This is a genomic window from Microbacterium sp. BDGP8, from assembly GCF_029991045.1.
Lineage (GTDB): Bacteria > Actinomycetota > Actinomycetes > Actinomycetales > Microbacteriaceae > Microbacterium > Microbacterium plantarum.
This window is the reverse complement of sequence record NZ_CP120712.1, coordinates 1028582-1052018: the sequence shown is the minus strand read 5'-3', so window position 1 is coordinate 1052018 and position 23437 is coordinate 1028582. Positions and strand designations below refer to the sequence as shown.

The 23437-nt window shown below is 70.3% G+C and carries 20 protein-coding genes; 9 read left to right on the top strand and 11 right to left on the bottom strand.

Annotated elements, in window-relative coordinates:
- Positions 1–58: 58 nt before the first annotated feature.
- Positions 59–2338 (bottom strand): polyribonucleotide nucleotidyltransferase, encoded by a 2280-nt coding sequence (locus tag P6897_RS04945; protein WP_112613723.1) that lies wholly within the window; start codon positions 2336–2338, stop codon positions 59–61.
- A gap of 289 nt (positions 2339–2627) precedes the next feature.
- On the opposite strand from P6897_RS04945, the gene P6897_RS04940 reads away from it, so the two are divergent.
- Positions 2628–2810, top strand: coding sequence for a DUF5302 domain-containing protein (locus P6897_RS04940; protein ID WP_036304634.1), 183 nt, complete (start codon positions 2628–2630; stop codon positions 2808–2810).
- Positions 2811–2980: 170 nt separating this feature from the next.
- Complete coding sequence (locus P6897_RS04935) at positions 2981–4402, top strand: HNH endonuclease signature motif containing protein (protein ID WP_282502276.1); 1422 nt, start codon at positions 2981–2983, stop codon at positions 4400–4402.
- A gap of 135 nt (positions 4403–4537) precedes the next feature.
- Here the strand turns inward: P6897_RS04935 and P6897_RS04930 are convergent, their stop codons facing one another.
- Entirely contained in the window at positions 4538–5986 is a 1449-nt protein-coding gene (locus P6897_RS04930) for a cation:dicarboxylase symporter family transporter (protein ID WP_112613717.1), read from the bottom strand.
- A gap of 117 nt (positions 5987–6103) precedes the next feature.
- Between P6897_RS04930 and P6897_RS04925 the strand changes: the two genes are divergently transcribed.
- Together P6897_RS04925 and P6897_RS04920 are read left to right on the top strand one after the other, a co-directional pair.
- On the top strand, positions 6104–7405 hold the full coding sequence (locus P6897_RS04925; protein WP_337994940.1) for an ATP-binding protein: 1302 nt from the start codon (positions 6104–6106) through the stop codon (positions 7403–7405).
- The gene (locus P6897_RS04920; protein ID WP_282502275.1) at positions 7402–8082 is read left to right on the top strand and encodes a response regulator; all 681 of its coding nucleotides are present in this window, start codon (positions 7402–7404) and stop codon (positions 8080–8082) included. Before P6897_RS04925 ends, P6897_RS04920 begins: the two co-directional genes overlap by 4 nt.
- A 51-nt stretch (positions 8083–8133) precedes the next feature.
- Here P6897_RS04920 and P6897_RS04915 read toward each other — a convergent pair whose 3' ends face one another.
- Complete coding sequence (locus P6897_RS04915; RefSeq protein WP_282502274.1) at positions 8134–10110, bottom strand: glycosyltransferase; 1977 nt, start codon at positions 10108–10110, stop codon at positions 8134–8136.
- A 162-nt stretch (positions 10111–10272) separates the two neighbouring features.
- Here P6897_RS04915 and P6897_RS04910 point away from each other — a divergent pair, with 162 nt between their 5' ends.
- The gene (locus P6897_RS04910) at positions 10273–10956 is read left to right on the top strand and encodes a VTT domain-containing protein (RefSeq protein WP_282502273.1); all 684 of its coding nucleotides are present in this window, start codon (positions 10273–10275) and stop codon (positions 10954–10956) included.
- Here P6897_RS04910 and P6897_RS04905 read toward each other — a convergent pair.
- Together P6897_RS04905 and P6897_RS04900 are read right to left on the bottom strand one after the other, a co-directional pair.
- The gene (locus tag P6897_RS04905) at positions 10868–11512 is read right to left on the bottom strand and encodes an FMN reductase (RefSeq protein WP_112613709.1); all 645 of its coding nucleotides are present in this window, start codon (positions 11510–11512) and stop codon (positions 10868–10870) included. The two genes, P6897_RS04910 and P6897_RS04905, sit on opposite strands and share 89 nt — an antisense overlap.
- Positions 11509–12705, bottom strand: a complete 1197-nt coding sequence (locus tag P6897_RS04900) for an LLM class flavin-dependent oxidoreductase (protein ID WP_274178014.1) — start codon at positions 12703–12705, stop codon at positions 11509–11511. The genes P6897_RS04905 and P6897_RS04900 overlap by 4 nt, the downstream gene beginning before the upstream one ends.
- A 147-nt stretch (positions 12706–12852) precedes the next feature.
- On the opposite strand from P6897_RS04900, the gene P6897_RS04895 reads away from it, so the two are divergent.
- Positions 12853–14016 carry an acyltransferase family protein gene (locus P6897_RS04895; protein WP_282502272.1) on the top strand — a complete coding sequence of 388 codons (1164 nt, stop codon included), beginning with the start codon at positions 12853–12855 and terminating at the stop codon, positions 14014–14016.
- A 9-nt stretch (positions 14017–14025) separates the two neighbouring features.
- The gene (locus P6897_RS04890) at positions 14026–15039 is read left to right on the top strand and encodes a 2-oxoglutarate and iron-dependent oxygenase domain-containing protein (protein ID WP_282502271.1); all 1014 of its coding nucleotides are present in this window, start codon (positions 14026–14028) and stop codon (positions 15037–15039) included.
- Positions 15040–15224: 185 nt separating this feature from the next.
- Here the strand turns inward: P6897_RS04890 and rpsO are convergent, their stop codons facing one another.
- A complete protein-coding gene (gene rpsO / locus P6897_RS04885; RefSeq protein WP_023951820.1) occupies positions 15225–15494 on the bottom strand; it encodes a 30S ribosomal protein S15 in 270 nt (89 codons plus the stop codon).
- 118 nt (positions 15495–15612) lie between these two features.
- Here rpsO and P6897_RS04880 point away from each other — a divergent pair, with 118 nt between their 5' ends.
- Positions 15613–16917: an MFS transporter gene (locus tag P6897_RS04880; RefSeq protein ID WP_282502557.1), complete on the top strand. Its 1305-nt coding sequence runs from the start codon at positions 15613–15615 to the stop codon at positions 16915–16917.
- Positions 16918–16992: 75 nt separating this feature from the next.
- On the opposite strand, the gene P6897_RS04875 is transcribed toward P6897_RS04880, so the two are convergent.
- From P6897_RS04875 to P6897_RS04865, 3 genes are all read right to left on the bottom strand, one after another.
- Positions 16993–17547 carry a YceI family protein gene (locus P6897_RS04875; RefSeq protein WP_112613703.1) on the bottom strand — a complete coding sequence of 185 codons (555 nt, stop codon included), beginning with the start codon at positions 17545–17547 and terminating at the stop codon, positions 16993–16995.
- A 163-nt stretch (positions 17548–17710) separates the two neighbouring features.
- Entirely contained in the window at positions 17711–18079 is a 369-nt protein-coding gene (locus P6897_RS04870; protein ID WP_023951826.1) for an FKBP-type peptidyl-prolyl cis-trans isomerase, read from the bottom strand.
- Between the two features lie 184 nt (positions 18080–18263).
- Positions 18264–19433: a PrsW family intramembrane metalloprotease gene (locus P6897_RS04865; protein WP_112613701.1), complete on the bottom strand. Its 1170-nt coding sequence runs from the start codon at positions 19431–19433 to the stop codon at positions 18264–18266.
- 86 nt (positions 19434–19519) lie between these two features.
- On the opposite strand from P6897_RS04865, the gene P6897_RS04860 reads away from it, so the two are divergent.
- The gene (locus P6897_RS04860; protein ID WP_112613699.1) at positions 19520–20389 is read left to right on the top strand and encodes a fumarylacetoacetate hydrolase family protein; all 870 of its coding nucleotides are present in this window, start codon (positions 19520–19522) and stop codon (positions 20387–20389) included.
- Here the strand turns inward: P6897_RS04860 and P6897_RS04855 are convergent.
- Both P6897_RS04855 and P6897_RS04850 read right to left on the bottom strand, forming a co-directional pair.
- On the bottom strand, positions 20379–21530 hold the full coding sequence (locus P6897_RS04855) for a LacI family DNA-binding transcriptional regulator (protein ID WP_282502270.1): 1152 nt from the start codon (positions 21528–21530) through the stop codon (positions 20379–20381). The genes P6897_RS04860 and P6897_RS04855 overlap by 11 nt on opposite strands.
- A gap of 37 nt (positions 21531–21567) precedes the next feature.
- On the bottom strand, positions 21568–23412 hold the full coding sequence (locus tag P6897_RS04850; protein ID WP_282502269.1) for a glycoside hydrolase family 3 N-terminal domain-containing protein: 1845 nt from the start codon (positions 23410–23412) through the stop codon (positions 21568–21570).
- Positions 23413–23437 lie beyond the last annotated feature (25 nt).

The following is a 23437-nucleotide window of genomic DNA, read 5'->3' as shown; positions in this document are numbered from 1 at the left end:
TGGGAACGACGGATGCCCGCCCCCGAGACGGGGACGGGCATCCGGGTGATCAGGAGATTCAGCCTTCGGCGGGAGCCTCGGGGCCCTCGCTCGCAGCGGCCGAGCCGTCCTGGTCAGCGGTCTCTTCGAGAACCGGCTCGAGGGAGAGCTTGCCGCGGTCGTCGATCTTCGTGATGCGCACGAGGATCTTCTGGCCGACGCCCAGGACGTCTTCGACGTTCTCGACGCGCTTGCCGCCGGCGAGCTTGCGGACCTCGCTGACGTGCAGCAGTCCGTCCTTGCCGGGCAGGAGCGAGATGAACGCGCCGAACGTCGCGATCTTCACCACGGTGCCCAGGAACTGCTCGCCGACCTCGGGGTTGGTGGGGTTGGCGATCGCGTTCACGCGGGCACGAGCGGCCTCGGCCGAGGGGCCGTCGGTCGCGCCGATGTAGACGGTGCCGTCCTCCTCGATCGAGATGTCGGCGCCGGTCTCGTCCTGGATCGAGTTGATCGTCTTGCCCTTGGGGCCGATCAGCTCACCGATCTTGTCGACCGGGATCTGGACGCTGATGACGCGCGGGGCGGTCGGTGCCATCTCGTCGGGACTGTCGATCGCGGCGTTGAGGACGCCGAGGATCGTCAGACGAGCCTCCTTGGCCTGGGTCAGCGCGGCCGAGAGCACCGACGACGGGATGCCGTCGAGCTTCGTGTCGAGCTGGATGGCCGTGACGAACTCGCTCGTGCCGGCGACCTTGAAGTCCATGTCGCCGAGCGCGTCCTCGGCGCCGAGGATGTCGGTCAGCGCCGCGTAGCGGGTCTCACCGTCGACCTGGTCGGAGACGAGACCCATCGCGATACCGGCGACCGGGGCGCGCAGGGGCACACCGGCGTTCAGCAGCGAGAGGGTCGAGGCGCACACCGAGCCCATCGAGGTCGAGCCGTTCGACCCGAGGGCCTCGGAGACCTGACGGATCGCGTACGGGAACTCCTCGCGGCTGGGCAGCACCGGCACGAGCGCGCGCTCGGCGAGGAAGCCGTGCCCGATCTCGCGACGCTTCGGGCTGCCGACGCGGCCGGTCTCACCGGTCGAGTAGGGCGGGAAGTTGTAGTGGTGCAGGTAGCGCTTGCTTGTCGTGGGCGACAGCGAGTCGATCTGCTGCTCCATCTTCAGCATGTTCAGCGTGGTGACGCCCAGGATCTGGGTCTCACCGCGCTGGAAGATCGCCGAGCCGTGGACGCGCGGGATGACCTGCACCTCGGCGTCGAGCGGACGGATGTCGGCCAGGCCGCGACCGTCGATGCGGACGCCCTCGCTGAGGATGCGGCCGCGGACGATCTTCTTGGTGACCGACTTGTACGCGGCGGAGAACTCCGCGAGCGCGGACGCCGGGAGCTGCTCGGCCTCGACGGCAGCGGCGACCTCGCCCTTGACGCGGTCCTTGATCGCGTCGTCGGCGTTCTGGCGCTCCTGCTTGTCGGCGATCTGGTAGACGCTCGTCAGCTCGCCGTAGGCGCGCTCGGCGACGAAGTCGTAGACCTCCGGGGCGTACGGCGGGAAGACGGGGTAGACGCCCGGCTCACGCGACGCGGATGCCGCCATCGAAGCCTGCGCCTCGACGAGCTGCTTGATGAAGGGCTTGGCGGCCTCGAGGCCCTGTGCGACGACCTCTTCGCTCGGCTTGACGGCGCCGCCCTTGATGAGGTTCCAGCTGCCCTCGGTCGCCTCGGCCTCGACCATCATGATGGCCACTTCGCCGTCGGGGAGGACCCGGCCGGCGACGGTGAGGTCGAAGACGGCCTCTTCGACGACCTTCTGGTTCGGGAAGACGACCCACTGGTCCTCGTGCTCACCGTGACCGGGAACGAGCGCCAGGCGAACACCGGCGATCGGGCCGGAGAACGGCAGGCCCGAGATCTGCGTCGAAGCGGATGCCGCGTTGATCGCGAGGGCGTCGTAGTACTCGCCGGGTGCGATCGAGAGGACCGTGATGACGATCTGGACCTCGTTGCGCAGGCCGTCGACGAACGACGGGCGCAGCGGGCGGTCGATCAGACGGCAGACGAGGATCGCCTCGGTCGAGGGGCGTCCCTCGCGGCGGAAGAACGAGCCGGGAATCTTGCCGGCGGCGTACGAGCGCTCTTCGACGTCGACGGTGAGCGGGAAGAAGTCGAAGCCTTCGCGCGGGTGCTTTCCGGCGCTGGTGGCCGAGAGGAGCATCGTCTCCTCATCGAGGTAGGCGGCAACGGCGCCCTGCGCCTGCTGTGCCAGGCGTCCGGTCTCGAACCGGACGGTGCGGGTGCCGAAGCGGCCGTTGTCGAGGACGGCTTCGGCTGCGGTGATTTCTGGACCTTCCAAGAGGTCCCTCCTTCTTTGTTTAGACTCGCACGCGCGTTTCGCGCACGAGATCGTGCGAAGGAGCGGGGCAGATATGGGCGCGCGGACGAAACCGCGAGAACCGCCTGCGCTGGTCACCAGTCGAAGATCACCATCTCCGCGATCGGCATTCGATCGGGATGGGAACCCACCACAGGGGACCAGCTTCCTGCCGGATCCGCTCCATGAGCTCAGTGTTGAATTGAGCGGGTGCCGGACGGCAACCTGCCCCAGCCTACCAGCGAGACCCTCGCCTGCGTATCGTGGCCTCATGAGCGAAGCAGACAAGCCCGCGGGCGCGGCATCCGACGATGTGAAGCGCAAGTTCCGCGAGGCGCTCGAAAAGAAGAACGCCCAGCACCGCACCGGAGAGGCACACCTCGACGGCGATTCGTCGGTGCACGCGTCGCACGGTGCCATGACGAAGCGGGAGTTCCGCCGCAAGAGCGGGTGACGCCGAACGGCCGCCCGCGAACGGGGCTCGGATGCTGACGCGTCCGAGCCCCGCCTGTATTTCTCGGGCGCTTCGGGGTGTGTGCAGAGTGGCGGGGCGATGTCGGAGGTTCGTGACAGTATTCGAACATGCATTCGAATGATGGGATCGGTAGCCGGGCAGGCTGCGGGATGGGCAGCGACAGCGATGTCGACGCGCTCGCTCAGCTGGTCGCGGATGCCGAGGGCGTTTCGGATGCCGCGCGAGCCGTGCAGATTCGTGAAGTTCGGGTGCTCGCAGCGGCTGGGCTGCTGGCCGAGAAGCAGGCCGCGGGTGCGTCGGAGAAGGTCAAGGCGCGCGAGATGGCGCTGCGGGGCATCGCCGCGGAACTTGCCGGAGTGTTCGTCACGACCGACCGCACTTTGCAGCGGCGGATCGACGAAGCGCGGGACCTGGTTGAGAACTACCCGGTGACGATGGCGGCCTGGGAAGCCGGGCGCATCGTCCGCGGGCATGTCCGGGTGATTCAGGAGACGGGATGCCTCGTGCCCGCAGAGGGCCGGGCGGAGTTCGAGCGGGTCGCGATCGAGCGGTGCGAGGGCGAGAGGCCCAACCGGGTGCTGGAGACATTGCGGATGCTGGCGGAGCAGATGCACCCGCGGTCGTTCACCGAGCGGCACGAGGAGGCCGCGGCGGGGCGGTGCGTGCGAGTGCAGGTCGGAGCAGACGGGATGTCGGACCTGATCGCGACGCTGCCGACCGTGATCGCCGACGGGATCGTGGACCGGCTCACCCGGCAGGCCCGGGAGATCATCAACGCGCGGGCCCAGGCTGACGGGGCGGGTGGCGGCGCTGACGCTCGAGCCGACGCCCCTGACGCTCGAGCCGAGGCGCCTGGCGTTCGAGCCGACGCGAACGGCGGCTCACCCGGCGCCGACACGACGATTCGCGACGGGTCGTCGTTCGTCGACGATGCCCGCACGATCGATCAGGTCCGCGCCGACGTGTTCTGCGACCTCCTCCTGACTGGATCGCCGGCGCTCGACCCGACTGGCACCGGTGACGGCGGCGGAACGCTCGGGGCGATCCGGGCACACGTGCAAGTCGCCGTGTCCGCGCTGACACTCATGGGGCAAGACGAGGGGCCTGCCGATCTGGCGGGGCGCTCCCCCATCGATGCGAACACCGCACGCGAACTCGCCGGCAACGCGACCTCCTGGGACCGGCTTCTCACCCACCCGGTCACCGGAACCGTCCTCGAATGCGACAGCTACCGGCCCACCGCTGCCATGGTGCGGCTGCTGCGAGCCCGAGACCGGCACTGCCGGTTCCCCGGATGCCGGCAACCCGCCATCCGCTGCGAGATCGACCACACCATCGCCGCATCCGACGGCGGCGCGACGCACGTGTGCAACCTCGCGAACCTCTGCAAGAGACACCACGACGTCAAACACCACACCCGATGGCGAGTACGACAACTCCCCGGCGGAAGGCTGATCTGGACCTCACCCACCGGGCGGGTCTATCGCGAAGACGCACCACCACCCCTCGTCGCATTCACGGTCGCCTTCACGTCCACAGAGCCACCCGGCCCCGGGGCCCCGCCATTCTGAGCGGTCGCGTTCCACCTTCTCCTCGCGGGGCCCGCCGCCCTGCGCGCCGACGAGCCGGTTTCGCCTGCCGTCGAGAATGCCGGTGGCCACGGCATCCGATTTCTCGGATCCGCGGCCACCGGAGATCGGGAACCGTCAGCGCGTCGCGGCCTCGCGGCGGAGGCGAGCGCGCTCTTCCTTCGCCGCGGCCTCCTCGAGGGCGGCGTCACCGAGTCCCTGCGTGTTGACGGCGCCGGTGTCGTTCGACATCCCGTCGTGACCGTGACCGGTGAGCATCGCCTCGTCGAAGGGGCGCTCGCCGCTGAGCACGGCGCGGGCCTGGTCGCGGTCGAACTCGCGGGTCCAGGTTCCGATGAGGATCGTCGCGACCGCGTTCCCGGTGAAGTTGGTCAGCGCGCGACCCTCCGACATGAACCGGTCGATGCCGACGATCACGCCGACGCCGTTGACGAGGTCGGGCCGGTACGCCTGCAGACCGCCGGCGAGGGTCGCGAGGCCGGCGCCGGTGACTCCGGCCGCGCCCTTCGAGGCGATGATCATGAAGACCAGCAGTCCGATCTGCTCGGGGATCGACATCGGAGCGCCCATCCCGGCGGCGATGAACAGCGACGCCATCGTGAGGTAGATGGCCGTCCCATCGAGGTTGAACGAGTATCCCGTGGGGACCGTGATACCCACGACCGGCTTCGAGACGCCGACGTGCTCCATCTTGGCGATCAGGCGGGGCAGCGCGGACTCGCTCGACGAGGTCCCGACGATCAGCAGGTACTCGCGGGCGAGGTACTTCATCAGGCTGAAGATGTTGATCCGCGCCACGGCGTAGAGCAGCGTGCCGAGCACCGCGACGATGAAGACGATGCACGTGATGTAGAACGCGATCATCAGCACACCGAGGCTCACGATGGCGGCGACACCGGTCTTGCCGACCACCGCGGCGATCGCACCGAAGGCGCCGATCGGAGCAAGCCACAGGATCATGCCGAGGATGCGGAAGACCAGCGTCTGCAGGTTCTTCACGGCGCTCATGATCGGGGCGCCCTTCTCGCCGAGTCCCTGCAACGCGAAGCCGACCAGCAGCGCGATGAACAGCACCTGGAGCACGCTCTCACCGGTGAACGCCGAGAAGAACGTGGTCGGGATGATGCCGAGCAGGAAGTCGGTCGTCGACTTCGCCTCGGCCGCCGCCCCGGCGTCGTAGACCGCGCTCTGCATGTTGAGCCCCTCACCCGGGTGGATGATGTTGCCCACGATGAGTCCGATCGCCAAGGCGAAGGTCGACATCACCATGAAGTAGAGCAGCGCGAGACCGCCGATGCGCCCGACCGTCGCGGCCTTCGCGATCGAGCCGACCCCCACGACGATCGTGCAGAAGATGATCGGCGCGATCATCATCTTGATGAGGTTGACGAAGCCCTTGCCGAGCGGCTCGAGACCGACGGCGAAGGAAGGCCATACGAGGCCGACGACCGCGCCCAGCACGACCGCCAGGATGACCGAGACGTAGAGCCACGTGTGCTTGTCCCAGGCCTGCTTGCCTTTCCGGGCGTTGTACCCCGGCAGGCGGAAAGATGATGTGAGAGCCATGGTCTCCTCCAGCTGAACAGTCGTTGTCCGATGCCGACGTCTCTGTCGGTGCGCTCTCAGCGTCCGGCTGTTCCGCCCGGACGCCGATTTATGGTCGTATTGGTCACGGCCTGCGACGTGGCAGCACCCGACGACGACGACGAGAGCGAGAGCGGCATGACAACGCGCACCCGCAGCGCCGCTTCGCTCGTGTTCGTCGCGGTCGCGGTGGCCGTGGCGCTCCTCACCCTGGCGATCGCCGGCATCCTCATCGCCGACGGCCAGCGGTCCGCGCGGTCCGAGGCCGAGCGCGTCACCCAGGCCGTCGCGCAGACCGTCGCCGACTCGGCGCAGGTCGCCGACCTCCTCGCCGCCGGCGACCGCGACCTCGCATCCGCGGAGCTGCAGCCCCAGGTCGAACAGGTGATCGTCGATGCCCGCGTCGACTTCGTCACGATCATGGACCCGAGCGGCATCCGGATCACGCACCGCGACGCCGAGCGGATCGGCGAGCGCTACCTGGGTTCGATCCCCACCACGTCACGCGCGTTGACGGAGGAGTTCACGGGCACCCTCGGCCCCTCGATCCGCACCATCGTGCCCGTGGAGAGCGGCGGCGCCGTCGTCGGGTGGGTCTCTGTCGGCGTGACCATCGGCAGTATCGCGGCGACTCTGGGGCCCCGCATCCTCGTCGTCGTCGGCATCGCGGCCGCGCTCCTGGCGGCTGGTCTCGTCGGAGCCGTCGTCGCGCGTCGGGCGACGCGGCAGGTCACCGGAGACCTGCCCGCCGGCGCCGTCCGCGACGCCGTCTCGTCGTTCGAGTCGCTCCGTACGCTCGGCGAAGCCCTGCGGGCGCAGACCCACGAGCACGGCAACCGCATGCACACCGCCATCGCCCTGCTGGAGCTGGGTCGCACCCCCGAGGCGATCGAGATCCTCGCCGAGACCTCGCGGCAGAGTCAGGTGCTGGTCGACGAGGTCGCGGCCCGCCGCGAGGGCGACCCGACCGTCGGGGCGCTGCTGCTCGGCAAGGCCTCGCAGGCCAAGGAACGCGGCATCCGGTGGCGCTCCCGCATCGAACCCGACGCGCCTCGCTCGGTGCTCTCGCCGGTCGACGCCGTCTCGGTCGTCGGTAATCTCATCGACAATGCGCTCGACGCCGCCGCCGGCGGGCCCGAACCGCGCTGGGTGGAGATCAGGATGACGCGCACCGAGGAGGACGAGCTCGAGATCGCCGTGTCGGACTCGGGAACCGGCGTCCCTCCCGAGCTCCGGCGCCGGATCTTCGAGCACGGCTTCTCCACGAAACCCGCCGGCGCCGAAGGACGTGGTGTCGGTCTCGCCCTCGTCGCAGCGATCGTCGACGACGCCGGCGGTAGCCTCACCCTCGATCACGACCCGACGACGTTCCGCGTCATCCTGCCGAGGAGGGAAACATGATCGGCGTGCTGCTGGTCGACGACGAAGCCCTCACCCTCGACCTCCACCGCCACTACATCGAGCGGCTGGACGGATTCCGGGTCGTCGCCGAGTGCAGCGGCGCACGTGCCGCCCTGCGAGCCCTCCTCGACAGCCCGGCCACGGACGAGATCGACCTCGTGCTTCTGGACATGACGATGCCCGACGGATCGGGACTCGACGTCCTGCGCCATGTGCGCGCGCGAGCCCGGGATGTCGACGTCATCGCGATCACCTCGGTGCGGGATGCCGACGTGGTGCGCCAGGTCGTCGGCCTCGGCGCGGTGCAATATCTCGTGAAGCCTTTCACCTTCGCCGACTTCCAGGAACGGATGTCGCAGTACGCGCGCTACCGCGAGCGCGCGAGCGAGACCACGGGCGCGGCGACCCAGGCCGAGATCGACGCGATGCTGGGGGCGCTGCGCCCGGTCACGGCGCCCGTCCCCAAGGGGCTCTCTCCCGAGACGCTCGAGCGCGTGTCGAACCGGCTCCGCGAGGCCGGAGCCCTGTCCGCCCGCGAGGCTGCGGAGGCGCTCGGGATGTCGCGCGTCGCGGCGCGACGATACCTCGAGCACCTCGCCGACGCCGGCCGCGCCGAACGGGCCCAGCGCTACGGGGCCCCCGGCCGGCCCGAGGCCGAGTACCGCTGGCGCCCCTGACCGCGCGTCGCTCCCGGCGGGGCGGGGCGGGGCGGGGCGGGTCGGGGCGGGCTACTGCTGCGGGAGGGACGAGCGGCGCGGGGCCGTGGGGCCGATGCGCACGTAGGCGGGGAGCTTGGGGGCGACGCCGTCGCCGGCCGTGCGGCCGCGCAGGCGCCGCCACATCCACGGGAGTGCATCGCGACGCAGCCACGTTCCCGGCACGACGGGATCGTCGTCGAGATGGAAGGCCTCGTCGAGCTCGGCGAGCGCCTCGGCGTGCGGCACCCCGAGCGCTTCCGCCGCGCGATAGGCCACGAGCCGATGCCCGCGCGAGCGCAGATGCACCTTGTCGTCGGCCCACAGCTCGAGGCGGGCGAGTTCCGGCACAGCCTCGAGGTCGACCAGGATGGCGCCCGTCCTCGACGCGATCGTTCGCAGCCGGGCGTTGTAGGCGGCGAAGCGCCGCGCGAAGATGCTCGCTGCGGCCCGCCCCGGAAGGAACACCGTGGCGAGCAGCACGTCCGCCCCGGATTCCCGCAACCGCCGGACCGCGATCTCGACCTCGTCGGCGACGCTCGCGACGTCCACCCGGGCCTGCACGAGGTCGTTGGCACCGATGAGCACCGAGACGAGTTCGGGCCGCAGCGCCAGGCACGCCGGAACCTGCTCGTCGACGAGGTGCCGTACCCGTTTGCTGCGCACCGCGAGGTTCGCGTACTGGAAGGCTGCGGTTCCCCCACCGGCTCGCGGCGCCGCCGAGGCGAGCAGCTGAGCGAGACGATCGGCCCATCCCCGGTGCATCCCCGCCGGCATGCGCGACGTGTCGCAGAGCCCCTCGGTGATCGAGTCGCCCAGCGCGACGTAGCGCCGCCACAGCGGGGGTCCGTCGCCCGCGGCGGGCAGCTCGGCGCGCGGCCACACGCGAGCCCGCCGGGCACGGTCGATCGCATGCAGCTCGCCCGCACGCTCGTAGTGGCCGAGCAGGGCATCGCCGAGGCTCTCCCAGGTGCGCCCGGCGACGGCCTCCCGGGCCGCCGCGCCGAACGCGCGCCGCTTCGCCGCGTCCCCCGCCAGGTCGGCGACCCGGCTGCGGAGGTCGTCGGCATCGCCGGGCCGGTAGAGCCACCCGTCGACACTGCTGCGCACCAGGTCGAGCGGGCCGCCGCGACCCGTCGCGACCACCGGTACACCGCTCGCCTGCGCCTCCTGGATGGTCTGGCCGAACGTCTCGCTCTCGCCCGGGTGCACGAAAATGTCGAAGCTGGCCATCACGGTGGCGAGCTCGTCCCCGTGCAGATGGCCGAGGAAGACGGCATCCGGCAAGAGGCTCTCCAGACTCATCCGCGAGGGCCCGTCGCCCACGATGACCAGTCGCACGCCGGGCAGCGAGCTGAGCGCCGCCAGGTCCTCGATCTGCTTCTCGGGGGCGAGCCGCCCGACATATCCGACCACGACGTCGCCGTCGGCCGTTTCCGGAACGACCCGCCCGCGCCACGCCTCGTCGCGGCGGTGGGGCGCGAAGCGGATGCCGTCGACCCCGCGGCCCCAGATCGCGACGCGATCGACACCGAGGTCCTGCAGCTGCCGCCGTGCCGCGTCGGCGGGAGCGAGCGTCAGCGTCGCGCGGCGATGCAGCCGCCGCACGTGAGCAGCCGTGAGCGCCGTGGCGTGGGGCACGCCGTAGCGCTCGGTGTAGGCGATGACATCGGTCTGATAGACGGCGACGCTCGGCAGCCCGAGGCCCTCGGCGGCGAGAAGCCCCTGCCAGCCGAGAAGGAACGGCGATGCGAGGTGCACGACGTCTGGGCGGAACTCTCGCAGCGCCCGCGCGACCGAGACCACGGGCGGGGCCGCCACGCGCACGGCGGGATACCGGGGCATCGGGATCGACCGCACCGCTCGACCCGGAACGGCGAGCGGATGCCGTCGCCCCGCGCCAGGCGCGACGACGAAGGCCTCGTGCCCGCGATGCTCGAGATGCTCGAGCACCCGCAGGACCGAACCGGTCACGCCGTTCATGTGGGGAAGGAAGGACTCGGTGACCACCGCGACTCTCACAAGACCAGGGTGTCGCCGACGGCGCGCCACTGTCTGCTGAACCAGCCGGAATCGCGCACTGTTCACACGATCCTCCGCGCTCGGTCACCTCGCGGACGCCTGACCGTCGCCGTTCCCGCTCCGTTCATCCACGGCTGATAGGGATGCCGCGTGCTCGACGACCTGCTGACCGCGATGTCCGGCGGCCCCTGGCTCCTCGTCGCGGTCTTCGCGCTCGTCCTCCTCGACTCCGTCCTGGTCGTCGTCCCCGGCGAGATCGCGGTGACGGCGGCGGGAGCGCTCGCCGCGTCGACCGGCGATCCCCCGCTGGCGGCCGTCGTCGGTGTCGCCGCATCCGCTGCGTTCTGCGGGGATGCGCTCTGCTACGCCGTGGGGCGTCGGATCGGCCTCCGCCGGTGGCGGTGGATGCGGCACCGGCGCGTGCAGCGCGCGTTCGCGTGGGCGGGGGGTCGGCTGCAGCGGGGAACCGCGACGGTCGTCTTCACCGCCCGCTTCATCCCCTTCGCGCGCCTCGCGGTCAATCTCACCGCGGGCGCCACGCGAATATCGGCCGTGCGCTTCCTCGCCATCGCCGGAGTCGCGGCGACGGCCTGGGCCACCTATCAGAGCGTCATCGGCGCGGCGATCGGCGCGCTCCTGCCCGATGCCCCGCTGCTTGCGGTGCTCCTGTCGGTGGCCGCGGCGCTCGCGCTGGGCGCCGCGATCGATGTGATCACGGCCGCCCTCACGCGGCGCCGCGAGCGGGTCACTCCCCGGCGAGACCGCCGAGCAGGTGACCGAACGACTTGCCCTCGCCCAGGTACGAGGCGGGGTCGAACGGATCCGCGTCCGTGACGGGCGTGCGTGCCACGACGGCCGCAGCGAGCTCCCGTGCGCCGCGCTCGACCCGCGCGCTCAGCGGAGCGACCTCGTCGGCCTTGCTCCCCCAGTCGCTCGACGCCGCGAAGACGCCGGTCGAGACCGGGGCCGCGTGCAGGTACGCGAACAGCGGCCGGATGGCATAGTCGATCGCGAGCGAGTGACGAGCCGTGCCCGCGTTCGCCCCGATGAGCACGGGCTTCCCGGTGAGCGAGTCGGGGTCGAGCACGTCGATGAACGACTTGAACAGCCCGGAGTAGCTCGTCGAGAAGATCGGCGTCACAGCGATGAGCGCGTCGGCCGAGACGACCGAGTTGATCGCCGACTCGAGGGCGGGCGGGGCGAAACCCGTCAGCAGGTTGTTCGTGATGTCGTGCGCGAGATCGCGCAGCTCGATGACGTCCGCTGTCGCGGTGATGTCGGATGCCGTGAGCTCGGCGATCGTCGCCGTCGCGAGCCGGTCGGCGAGCATGCGGGTCGACGACGGGTTCGACAGGCCGGCCGAGACGACCGCGATACGCCGCGCGCTCATCGTGCCGCCGCCACACCGAAGGCCGAACCTGCGGGCGCGGGAGCGTCCTGGTAGGGCGAGGGGCCGCTGAGGTTGTCTCCGCGATTGGCGCGGGGCCGCGCTTCGCGCGCCGGGCCGTCGCCGTACACCTCACGGACGCGCGCGGCGTGCGTCGGGGCGTCGGGCACTGCCGCGCCACGACCCTGCGCGAGCTCCTTCCGAAGCACCGGGACGACCTCGCCGCCCAGGATGTCGAGCTGCTCGAGCACGGTCTTCAGCGGCAGGCCCGCGTGGTCGATGAGGAACAGCTGACGCTGGTAGTCGCCGAACGTCTCGCGCATCGCCGCGTACCGGTCGATGACCTGCTGCGGCGACCCGACGGTGAGGGGCGTCATCTCGCTGAAGTCCTCGAGCGAGGGGCCGTGACCGTAGACGGGGGCGTTGTCGAAGTACGGGCGGAACTTCCGAACGGCATCCTGCGAGTTGGCGCTCATGAACACCTGGCCGCCGAGACCGACGATCGCCTGCTCGGGCGTGCCGTGGCCGTAGTGCGCGAAGCGCTGACGGTACAGGTCGATGAGGCGCTGGTAGTGCTCCTTGGGCCAGAAGATGTTGTTCGCGAAGAAGCCGTCGCCGTAGTAGGCGGCCTGCTCGGCGATCTCGGGGGTGCGGATCGAGCCGTGCCAGACGAACGGAGCGACGCCGTCGAGCGGACGGGGCGTCGAGGTGAAGCCCTGCAGCGGAGTGCGGAACTTGCCCTCCCAGTCGACGACGTCCTCACGCCACAGCTTGTGCAGCAGGGCGTAGTTCTCGATCGCGAGCGGCAGGCCCTGACGGATGTCCTTGCCGAACCACGGGTAGACCGGGCCGGTGTTGCCGCGCCCCATGATGAGGTCGACGCGGCCGCCCGACAGGTGCTGAAGCATCGCGTAGTCCTCGGCGATCTTCACCGGGTCGTTCGTCGTGATGAGCGTCGTGGCCGTGGAGAGGATGAGGCGTTCGGTCTGCGCCGCGATGTAGGCGAGCGTCGTGGTGGGCGACGACGACCAGAACGGCGGGTTGTGGTGCTCGCCGATCGCGTAGACGTCGAGCCCGACATCCTCGGCATGCTTGGCGATGGTCACGGCGGCGCGGATCTTCTCCGCTTCGCTCGGGGTGTGGCCGCTCGTCGGGTCTGCCGTGATGTCGCTCACGGAGAAGATGCCGAACTGCATCCCCGACCAGCCGGTGTTTTCGCTCGTGTGCGTGTTCACGTCGGTCCGCCTTCCCGGATGCCGCGGCATCCGTTTCATGCAAATGAATATAAACCATGCAACGCGGTCGCGCTCGGACTATTCCCCCGGGATAGTGTTTCATCCACGATGACGCATCCCGCCACCGGCACGACCGGAACGCGCCCGAAGCGGCGCGTGCCCTTCTGGGACAACGCCCGCTTCGCCTGTATCGTGCTGGTGGTGCTGGGTCACGCGATCCAGCGCCTGACGTACGACTCCGACATCGCGATGGCGATGTACCTCGTGATCTACGCGTTCCACATGCCCGCGTTCGCGATCATCTCGGGCTACTTCTCCAAGTCCGACCCGCAATCGCGGCGGCAGATGGCCCGCGTCATCACCGACATCCTCGTGCCGTACGTGATCTTCGAGGGACTCTGGACGCTCACGAAGTTCCTCGTCGAGGGCCACGCGAACCCCAACCCGACCCAGCCCTCGTGGACGCTGTGGTTCCTGCTGGCGCTCGGGATCTTCCGCCTGGTCCTGCCCTACCTCGCGCTCCTGCGGTGGCCGCTCCTGTGGGCCTTCGCGATCTCGGTCATCTCGGGGTACCTCCCGAACATCGATTCGACGCTCTCACTGTCGCGAACGCTCGGCTTCCTGCCCTTCTTCGTGCTCGGCTGGTGGCTGCGCGACCGCGACGTCGTCGACCGGTTCGACCTGCTGCGGCGCACCCCGACGACCGTGACGGCGGCCGTCGCGACGCTCGGGCTCGCGGGATGGGCGGCCTGGGCATTCATCGGAACATGGCGCGACATCAACCTCGGAAAGTGGATGTTCTACGACGCGAGCTACTCGGATGCGGGCAGCTCCGAATGGTGGGCGGGAGCCGTGCGGGTCGCCCTGCTGCTCGTGGCGCTCGCCCTCACGGCATCCTTCCTGGCCCTCGTCCCCCGCGGTTCGCACCGCTGGACCCGGCTCGGGCAGTACACGATGTACATCTACCTGCTGCACTCGTTCGTGCTGTACCCGTTCCGGGAGTCGGGCGTGCTGCGAGACGCCGAACCCACGTGGGTGTGGCTGCCGCTCGTCGTCGTCGCGTCGATCCTCATCGCTCTGGGTCTGGCCACGGCTCCGGTTCGACGAGTGTTCCGGCCGCTCGTCGAGCCCCGCCCGGCGTGGCTCTTCCGCGACCCGCAGCTCGCGGGCCGCGAGGGCCGGCGCAGCGACCCGACGGGGTCGCGTCGTCCGCGCGAGGCCGGCGAGGTCATCCCGCGCAACAAACGAGCGGATGCCGCAGAGGGCTCGTAGCCTCACTGCATGAGCGAGCTCTCCCTTCCCGTTCTCGACTTCTCCCAGCTCGACGGCGACGCCGCCGATGTCGCCCGCTTCCGCGACGAGCTGCGCGCCGCGACGCACGACGTCGGCTTCTTCTACCTCACCGGCACCGGCATCCCCGCCGGTCTCGAGGACCGGCTCCACCGCGTCGCGCGCGAGTTCTTCGACCTGCCCGAGGCCGACAAGCTCGCGATCGAGAACGTCAACAGCCCGCACTTCCGCGGCTACACGCGCGTCGGCGGCGAGCTCACGCAGGGCCGGGTCGACTGGCGCGAGCAGATCGACATCGGTCCCGAACGGTCCGCGGTCGACGACCCCGACGCGCCCGACTACGCCCGGCTCATCGGCCCCAACCTGTGGCCGGCCGCGCAGCCCGAGCTGCGCGAGGTCACCGACGCGTGGGGCGCGCACCTCTCCGAGGTCGCGCGGCGCCTGCTCCGCGCCTGGGCCGAGGCCCTCGGCGCCCCCGCGACGTACTTCGACGACCACTTCGGCGAGCCCCAGACCCTGCTGAAGATCGTCCGCTACCCCGGCAAGGACGACCCCACCCCGCAGCAGGGTGTCGGCGCGCACAAGGACTCAGGCGCCTTGACGCTGCTGTGGGTCGAGCCCGGGAAGGGTGGCCTGCAGGTGCAGCGCAACGGCGAATGGGTCGACGCTCCGCCGGTGCCGGGAGCCTTCGTCGTCAACATCGGCGAACTGCTCGAGTACGCGACCGACGGCTATCTCATCGCGACGAACCACCGCGTCGTGTCGCCGCGCTACCCCGACGACCGCATCTCGGTGCCGTTCTTCTTCAACCCCGCCCTCGACGCCCGATTCCCGCTCATCGACCTGCCCGCCGAACTCGCCGCCGAGGCGAGAGGCGTCACGAAGGATCCGACCAACCCGATCCACGGGGTGCACGGCGAGAACGCGCTGAAGTCGCGCCTGCGGGCCCACCCCGACGTCGCCGAGCGCTGGCACGCCGATCTACTCGCCGCGGCCCACCGCTGAGCACACACCGCCGAACACCCGCCGCCGAACACGCACCGTCTCCGCGACAACGCACCAGACGGCGTACGTTCTCGCGGTGAAGGTACGTTCTCGCGGCGCGGGCTCGGGAAAAGCCGAAGGCCGCCCCACACCTGGGACGGCCTTCGCAAGAATGTTTTGCGCGATTGTGCGCGGAGTCGCTCTCCTTAGCGGCGGAGACCGAGGCGCTCGATCAGCGTACGGTAACGCTGGATGTCGAGCTCCTGGAGGTAGCCGAGCAGTCGACGGCGCTGACCGACGAGCAGGAAGAGCCCACGGCGCGAGTGGTGGTCGTGCTTGTGGGTCTTGAGGTGCTCGGTGAGGTCCTTGATGCGCTGCGACATGAGCGCGACCTGCACCTCGGGGGATCCGGTGTCACCGGGGTGCGTCGCGTACTCTTCGATGATCGCCTTCTTGACGTCTGCTTCGAGTGCCATAGATGGGATCCCCTTCCTTCTCATTGCGCGGCGCCCGTCACCCGATGTGCGAGCTCTCTTTATCCGCGGCCGATCGAACGGCAACCGCTCTACTGTACCAGTCATCTAGGCTCGCATGATGCGCCTGCGTCGGGATCACCTCATCGATCTGCGGCCGTTGACCACCTCCCCCGCCTTCGCGCGCATGTGGGTCGGCTCGACCCTCGCCGGCCTCGGCGGGCAGTTGACCATCGTCGCGATCATGCTCCACATGTACGACCTCACGGCGTCGACGTTCGCCGTCGCGATGATCGCGGTCGCCGGGCTCGTGCCGATGATCATCGCCGGCCTCTACGGGGGCATGCTCGCCGACGCGTTCGACCGGCGCCGGGTCGCCATCATCGCGGCATCCGTGACCTTCGTCTCGACGGCCGTCCTGATGGTGCTGACCTGGAGCGGCGGCGAGACGGTCGCGTGGCTCTACGCCATCGCGGTCGTGAACTCTGCTGCCAATTCGGTCGTCATGGCGGCACGGCAGGCGATCGTGCCGCGGCTGATCCCCCGCGAGCTGCTGCCCGCAGCCTCGGCGCTCGGCGGCATCACCATGGGGATCATGGTCTCGGTCGGGCCGGCCGCGGCCGGGCTGCTCGTGGCCTTCACCGGCTACGGCTGGACCTACACGATCGACCTCGTGCTCATGAGCGCCCTCTTCCTCGGCCTCTGGTCGTTGCCCAGCATCCGCCCGGAGGGCGCCGTCGTCCGCCCGGGCCTGCGATCGCTCGCCGACGGCTGGCGCTTCATCAAGCGCGCGAAGAACATCCGGCTGCAGTTCATCCTCGACATCATCGCGATGACGTTCGGTCAGCCCACCGCCCTCTTCCCCGCCGTCGGCGCAGTGCTGCTCGGCGGCGGCGCGATCACGACAGGGCTCCTCACGGCCGCCATCGCCGTCGGCGCGTTCTTCTCGAGCCTGTTCTCGGGACCGATCGCGCGCTATCCCTTGCACGGCCGTGGCATCGAGAGGGCGATCATCGCCTACGGCGTCACGATCGCCCTGTTCGGCGCCGTCCTGCTCGCGGGGTCGTTCGGTGTACTCGCCCCGGGGACCGTAGGCGAGGAGTCCGCGAACGTCGCCCTGATCGCCCTCGCCGGCCTCGCGCTGGCCGGTTCCGGCGCGGCCGACAACGTCAGCTCGATCTACCGCAACACGATGGTGCAGGCCGCCGTCCCCGATGCGATCCGAGGCCGACTGCAGGGCCTGTTCATCGTGGTGGTCGCCGGCGGTCCGAGGCTGGGCGCGCTGTACGCCGGGACGCTCGCGACCGTCACGGCACTGTGGTTCCCGCCACTGTTGGGCGGCTTCATCATCGTCGGTCTGGTGGCGCTCCTCGTGCGCCTCGCCCCCGCGTTCCGCGCCTACGACGCGGCCCACCCGACCCCGTGAGCCGGACGACGCGCCCCCGGAGACACGACGAGGGGCGGATGCCGCAGCATCCGCCCCTCGGAGAGAACCGGGCGATCAGGCCTGGATGGAGCCCTGCAGGTCGAGCTCGATGGTGACGTCCTTGCCGACGAGCACGCCGCCGGTCTCGAGCGCGGCGTTCCAGGTGAGGCCGAACTCCTCGCGGTTGATGACGGTCTTGGCCGTCGCGCCGGCCTTGTAGTTGCCCCACGGGTCGGTGCCGAAGCCGCCGAACTCGACCTCGAAGGTCACCGGCTTGGTGACATCCTTGATGGTGAGGTCGCCGTCGACGAGGAAGTCGCCGCCCTGCTGACGCACGCCGGTCGAGACGAACGTGATGTTGGGGTAGTTCTCGACGTCGAAGAAGTCGGCACTGCGGAGGTGGTTGTCGCGCCCCTCGTCCTTGGTGTTGATCGAGGCGACGTCGACCTTGGCGTCGAGCGTCAGCTCGAGCGGGTTCTCGGGGGCGACGATGGTCGCCTCGGCGACGGCGAAGGTGCCGCGCACCTTCGAGATCATCATGTGGCGGACGCTGAAGCCCACCTCGCTGTGGGAGGCGTCGAGCACCCAGGTGCCAGCCTTGTAACCGGGGATGTCGGTGGTCGTGGTCATGATCGTCCTTCGTCGTAGGTGTCCGGGAGGGCTCCGGCGTACAAGGGGTCGGCAACGCGGCCCGCGCACAGCCTATTCCCGCGAATGTAAATTTCCGGTGCCGAATGGCGACGGGCGGATGCCGCGCTGTGCAGCATCCGCCCGTCGAGCGGTGTCCGTCGGGTCAGCCGACCGCGAGCAGGTCGATGATGAAGATCAGGGTCTTGCCGCCGAGGAAGTGACCGCCGGCGGGGCCGTAGGCCAGGTGCGGCGGGATCACGAGCTCGCGGCGTCCGCCGACCTTCATGCCCGGGATGCCGTCCTGCCACCCCTGGATCAGACCGCGGAGCGGGAACTGGATGCTCTCACCGCGGTTCCACGACGAGTCGAACTCCTCGCCGGAGGTGTACTCGACGCCGACGTAGTGAACGGTGACGGTGTCGCCGGGCTTGGCCTCGGCGCCGTCGCCGACGATCAGGTCGCGAACGACGAGGTCATCGGGCGCGGGCCCCTCGGGGGCGTCGATCTCGGGCTTGGTGCGGTCGTCAGTCATGGTGTCCATCCAACCCGAGGGCGGGGACGGGTGCAACGCGACGCCCACCCGAGCGCACCTCTTGACGCGGCGCGGCGGCGGGAGGATCATGAGGGCAGGCCAACTCAGCGCCCGGGAGACATGCAGGCATCGCCGCAGCACCGGGCGCTGAGTCTTTCCCGGGCGGTGTCGTCCCGGTCGAGGGTCACGGTCGCAGCAGGGCCTGTCGCAGGCGCGTGGCCCGGGCGAGATGCTCGCGCTCGTCGGAGAGCGCCCGATCGTCGCGGCCGGTCAGCGCCCGCTGGCGTGCGGCAGCGAGACGCGTCGCCTCGGCGATGAATGCCCGCATCGTCTCGGTGCGGTCGCCGGGAAGTGTCCGCGCCCAGGCCAGCGCGCGCCTTCGGCCTCCCCCGGTGGCGAGCAGGTCGACCTCGACGGGGGTGAACCAGCCCGCCGCGGCGTAGTCGTCGAGCCGTTCGCGGGTGAGGCGCGCCTCCTCGCGGCGCAGCAGCAGCACGCCGATCACGAACCCGATGAACAGAGGCACCTGGAGCGTCACGTAGAGGGCGAAGAAGTCGGCGAAAGCAGCCGAGCCGTTCCAGAGCGCGTGCAGCAGGATCGCGACGGCGAGGCCGGTCGCCCAGGGCCCGAACACGGCGGCGCCCCGTGCTCCCCGCCGCACGGCGAGTCCGACCGCGAAGCCGGTCGCGGCCGTGAACATGACGTGGGCGAAGGGCGAGAGGATGCCGCGCAGCACGAACGTGACCGACACCTGAGCAAGACCGCCGGTGATCAGGCTGTCGGCGAAGTAGAGGATGTTCTCGGTGAAGGCGAACCCCGCCCCGATCATCGCCCCGTAGACGACGCCGTCGACGGGTCCGTCGAAGTAGCGGCGCCCGAGACGGAGCATGAGGAGGATGCCGAGCCCCTTCGCGATCTCCTCCACGATGGGCGCCTGCACGACGCTCTTCATCGCCTCGAGGAGCGGGTCACGCGCCGGACCGGTGGCGATGGTCACGAGAAGGTCGACGCCGAGCGCGATGACCACCGACGCGACGGCGCCCCACAGCAGCGCGATCCACAGCAGCCGTGGCGGCTCGGGCTCCCAGCGATCGACGATGCGGACGACCCACAGCACTCCCAGCAGCGGCAGCAGCGCGAGCACGGCTCCCACGATCGAGGCGAACCAGCCGAGGAACGACACGAGGTAGGCCGCCAGTCCGAGGAGCAGCACCACGAGGACCGCGCCGACCCAGAGCGCCGCCCAGCCGCCGGGACGCGCCCGAACGGGGACGACGGGCGGCGAGGTCGGCGCGGCCGGGATGGGACCGGGGTGACCGGGCTGCGGCTGCGAGAGAGGCGACGGGAACGACACGCCCCCACCCTAGAGCGCGGGCGGCGTCCGCCCTATGGCGAGGACGTCGCGCCGCGACCGAGTCGTGAGCCGGGTAGCCTGAGAGCATGCGCTTTGCCCACGTGATGACCGCGGGGGCCGACGATCCCCGCCTCGTGCTCGTCGAAGACGACCGGGCCACGTTCGTCGGCGACCTGTTCGCCGGCGCACCCGAACGACTGCAGCAGCTCATCGAGCTCGGCGACGACGGGCTTGCGCGCGTCGCGGACGCGTCGACGAGCGAGGGCGTGGCGTGGCACGACATCACCGGCTCGGCCTTCGCATCGGCCGTTCTGGCCCCGCCGATCGTGCTGGCCGTCGGGCTGAACTACGCGGCGCACTCGAGCGAGCTGGGCCTGAAGGCCGACACCGCGCCCACCGTGTTCACCCTGTGGCCGAACTCGCTCACCGCGCACGACGCAATCACGTCGTGGCCGCGGAGCCTCAGCGAGTCGGTCGACTACGAGGCCGAGCTCGGCGTCATCATCGGCACGGCGGCCAAGGACGTCCCTGCAGACACGGCTCTCGACCACGTCTGGGGCTACACGGTGGTCAACGACATCACCGCGCGCGACATCCAGTTCTCCGAGGCGCAGTGGTCGCGCTGCAAGTCCTTCGACGGGTTCACGCCGACGGGACCCTACGTGGTGACCGCCGACGAGGTCCCCGACCCGCAAGACCTTCACATCTGGGCCGTCGTCGACGGCCAGACGGTGCAGGACGCCTCGACGGGACAGATGATCCGCTCGGTCGCGACGCTTGTCGCGCACCTCTCGACGGCGGCCACGCTCCTGCCCGGCACGCTCATCTCGACCGGCAGCCCGGGCGGCGCCGGCTACTCGCGCGACCCGCAGATCTTCCTGCGCGACCGCTCCGTCGTCACCGTCGGGATCGACGGGATCGGTGAGCTGCGGACGCACTGCCGCATCACGGACTGACCGGGCACCCGCAGCTTCCGCCGACCCGGAGCCCCACCTCGACGCGCACGCTGCGCCGCGCCGAGCCGTCTCCCGGATCGGTCAGCAGCAGGTGGGCGGCGATGCGCCCCATGAGCTCCATCGGCTGGCGCACGGTCGTCAGCGGCGGCGACGACATCCCGGCCGCCTGGATGCCGTCGAAGCCGGCGAGCCGCACATCGCGGGGCACGACGATGCCCCGGGCGTGCAGCACGTCGAGCGCGGCGAGCGCGATCTGATCGGTCGCGCACAGCACCGCTTCGGGGAGCGTGCTCTCGCGTGCTCGTGAGCTCAGCCCCGGGAACACCGGTGCGCGCTCGAGCTCGACGGTGTCGATGATCTCGGCGCGCGCGCCGGGGTGAGAGGCGACGGCATCGAAGAAGGCGGCGCGGCGCTCGTCGGTGTCGAAGCCCGCAGGCGCGTCGATCCACCCGAAGGTGGAGACGCCGTGGACCTCGACGAAATGATCGACGAGCATCCGCTCACCACCAGCGTTGTCGGCGAGGACATGGTGCGCGTCACCCAGCGGCGAGCTCAGCACGGCGACCGGGAGCGTCGACGACACCGAGCCGAGAGACGCGGTCACCGTCGGGCCCGGCAGGATCGCGAGGCCGTCGACCTGCCCCGCCGTGTCGGCGATCTCGGACGCCCCCAGCCCCCCGGTGCTGAGCAGCACCGCGGTGCCGGCCCGCTTGCACTCGAGCACGAAGCCGCGCTGGATCTCATCGACGTAGAGCGGGAACGTCCGGGGAGCGCTCCGGCGGACGTCCTCGTCGGCGTCCCACGCGATCAGGTCGACGTCGAGGTCGAGCTCGGCGAGATCGGTGAGCCCGGGCGGCGTCGGCCGCTCGGGAGCCGCACCCGAGGTCAACCCCGTCTCGACGGGCGGCGCCGATTCGACCAGCAGATCGAACAGATGCAGCCCGAGCACCCCGGTGCGGCCGCGCGCGAGGTTCCGGGCCGAGCCGCTGGGGACGTACCCCAGCTCGCGTGCGACCCGCAACACCATGTCGCGGGTCTCGGTGCGCACCTTGTCGGGGCGCCGGAACGCGAATGAGACCGTCGCGATCGACACCCCGGCACGTTCCGCGACGTCGTAGACCGTGGGTCGTCCGACCACCATGACTACCTCGATTCCCCGGGGAGTCTACCGACGCACCTCACGCCGGCACGATCGACAGTCCGGTCCCCCGCGGGAAGATCGGCTCGTCCGTGTCGCCCGGGACGTCGGTCCGGGAACGGCGCACGGCGTCCATGGATCGCGGGATCTCGACGGGCAGCGTGCCACGTGGCGGCACCGCGCCGGTGAGCGCGGCGAGCACTGCGGCATCCGAGCTGCCGTAGTCGGCGACGATCGCCGAAGCGACGGGAACGAAGGGGGTGAGGACCGCGGGCCGGTCGAGGCCGACGACCAGCACGAGAGGGGCGTGCGTCGCGACACGACCCAGTCGCGACACCAGCCCGGGGCCGAAGTCGAGGGAACCCTGGTGGAACCACTTCTCGAGGAACAGGTCGTCGCGAGGCTCGAAGGGCGCTCCGACACGGACGATCGCGACGTCGGCGTCCTCGGGCCGCTCGACGCGGTCGCCGTACGGGGCGATCGCGGCGTCGCCGACGTTCTCGGCGTAGATCCTCGGGCGGGGCGCCGAACGGATCGGCAGCACCTCGTCGCGGTTCTGCAGAACGGTCAGCGACTCCGCCTGCGCGCGGGTGCCGAGCGCGCGGAAATCGGCGTTGCCGACGATGCGCTCGGCCTCGTCCTCGTCGACGTACGGGTCGTCGAAGAGGCCGAGCCGGAATTTCACGAGCAGGATGCGCCGGGCCGAGACGTCGATGCGCTCGAGCGGCACGGTGCCGGATTCGACGAGGCCGACGAGCAGCTCCGTGCACTCCTCGCCGCCGAACTGGTCGACACCGGCGTCCAGGAGCCGCAGCATCCGCTCGGTCGGGTCGAGCTCCTCGACGCCCCACGCGCGAGCGGGCAGCACCTGGTCCCCGACGTGGTTGTCGTTGACGAGCTCCCAGTCGGTGACGACGACGCCGTCGTAGCCGAGCTCGTCGCGCAGGAGGTCCGTCACGATCTGACGGTTGTAGGCGAATCCGACCTCGGCGATCGGCACGCCGTTCCGTTCGAGTCCGACCGGCATGCCGTAGTACGGCATCATGCCGGCCGTGCCGCGCCGGATCGCCTCGCGGAAGGGCTCGAGGTGATAGTCGAACATGCCGCCCGGGTAGACCTGCTCGCGTCCGTACGGGAAGTGCGCGTCTTCACCGTCGAGCTGCGGCCCGCCGCCCGGGAAGTGCTTCGTCGTGCACGCGACGCTCTCAGCGCCGAGCACGTCGCCCTGGAAGCCGCGCAGGTAGGCGGCGGTGATCTGCGAGACCCGCTCGGCGTCGAAGCCGAACGTCTGGGCCTGACGACCCCAGCGAGCTTCGGTGGGGAGGTCGATCTGCGGGTGCAGCGCCGCCCGGATACCGACCGCGCAGTACTCGCGACGGGCGACGTCGGCGAACTGCTCGATGACCTCGAGGTCGTCGAGCGCGGCGAGCCCCAGCGGCTCCGGCCACTGCGAGAAGGGACCCGCGGAGAAGGCGACGCCGGTGTTCTCGACGAACGCGTGCCGCGGATCGGTGCTGATCGTCACCGGGACGCCGTGCGGCGTGCTCTCGGCGAGTCTCTGCAGGTTGTTGTTCCAGCGAGCGCCCTCACGAGCCGTGCGGATGGCGTGCACGTTGAAGTGCGTCATGTTCTTGCCGACCACGACGTCGGTCGTCGGCGACTTCGAGATGGCGCCCGGTGTCTCGAGGAGCTCGCCATCGGGACCGATCTCGATGACGGTCTGGAACATGAGGCCGATCTTCTCGGCCGGCGACATCCGGCTGAGCAGATCGTCGGTGCGCTCCTCCGGGGTCAGGCGGGGGTCCTCGTAGGGGTCGAGGACGCCGTTGCCGTTGAGGTCGCGGAAACGGGTTCCATCGGGCGCGGTGTGGAATTCGGGTCGCATGAGGTGCTTTCGCTTGTGGGGGGAC

What these genes read in the sequence shown, in the direction of transcription:
- P6897_RS04875 (WP_112613703.1), bottom strand. Translation starts at nt 17,547, where the DNA reads ATGACCACGACCACCGACATCCCCGGTTACAAGGCTGGCACCTGGGTG.
- P6897_RS04920 (WP_282502275.1), top strand. Translation starts at nt 7,402, where the DNA reads ATGATCGGCGTGCTGCTGGTCGACGACGAAGCCCTCACCCTCGACCTC.
- P6897_RS04855 (WP_282502270.1), bottom strand. Translation starts at nt 21,530, where the DNA reads ATGGTGGTCGGACGACCCACGGTCTACGACGTCGCGGAACGTGCCGGG.
- P6897_RS04940 (WP_036304634.1), top strand. Translation starts at nt 2,628, where the DNA reads ATGAGCGAAGCAGACAAGCCCGCGGGCGCGGCATCCGACGATGTGAAG.
- rpsO (WP_023951820.1), bottom strand. Translation starts at nt 15,494, where the DNA reads ATGGCACTCGAAGCAGACGTCAAGAAGGCGATCATCGAAGAGTACGCG.
- P6897_RS04900 (WP_274178014.1), bottom strand. Translation starts at nt 12,705, where the DNA reads ATGCAGTTCGGCATCTTCTCCGTGAGCGACATCACGGCAGACCCGACG.
- P6897_RS04860 (WP_112613699.1), top strand. Translation starts at nt 19,520, where the DNA reads ATGCGCTTTGCCCACGTGATGACCGCGGGGGCCGACGATCCCCGCCTC.
- P6897_RS04870 (WP_023951826.1), bottom strand. Translation starts at nt 18,079, where the DNA reads ATGACTGACGACCGCACCAAGCCCGAGATCGACGCCCCCGAGGGGCCC.
- P6897_RS04850 (WP_282502269.1), bottom strand. Translation starts at nt 23,412, where the DNA reads ATGCGACCCGAATTCCACACCGCGCCCGATGGAACCCGTTTCCGCGAC.
- P6897_RS04890 (WP_282502271.1), top strand. Translation starts at nt 14,026, where the DNA reads ATGAGCGAGCTCTCCCTTCCCGTTCTCGACTTCTCCCAGCTCGACGGC.
- P6897_RS04930 (WP_112613717.1), bottom strand. Translation starts at nt 5,986, where the DNA reads ATGGCTCTCACATCATCTTTCCGCCTGCCGGGGTACAACGCCCGGAAA.
- P6897_RS04935 (WP_282502276.1), top strand. Translation starts at nt 2,981, where the DNA reads ATGGGCAGCGACAGCGATGTCGACGCGCTCGCTCAGCTGGTCGCGGAT.
- P6897_RS04905 (WP_112613709.1), bottom strand. Translation starts at nt 11,512, where the DNA reads ATGAGCGCGCGGCGTATCGCGGTCGTCTCGGCCGGCCTGTCGAACCCG.
- P6897_RS04895 (WP_282502272.1), top strand. Translation starts at nt 12,853, where the DNA reads ATGACGCATCCCGCCACCGGCACGACCGGAACGCGCCCGAAGCGGCGC.
- P6897_RS04880 (WP_282502557.1), top strand. Translation starts at nt 15,613, where the DNA reads ATGCGCCTGCGTCGGGATCACCTCATCGATCTGCGGCCGTTGACCACC.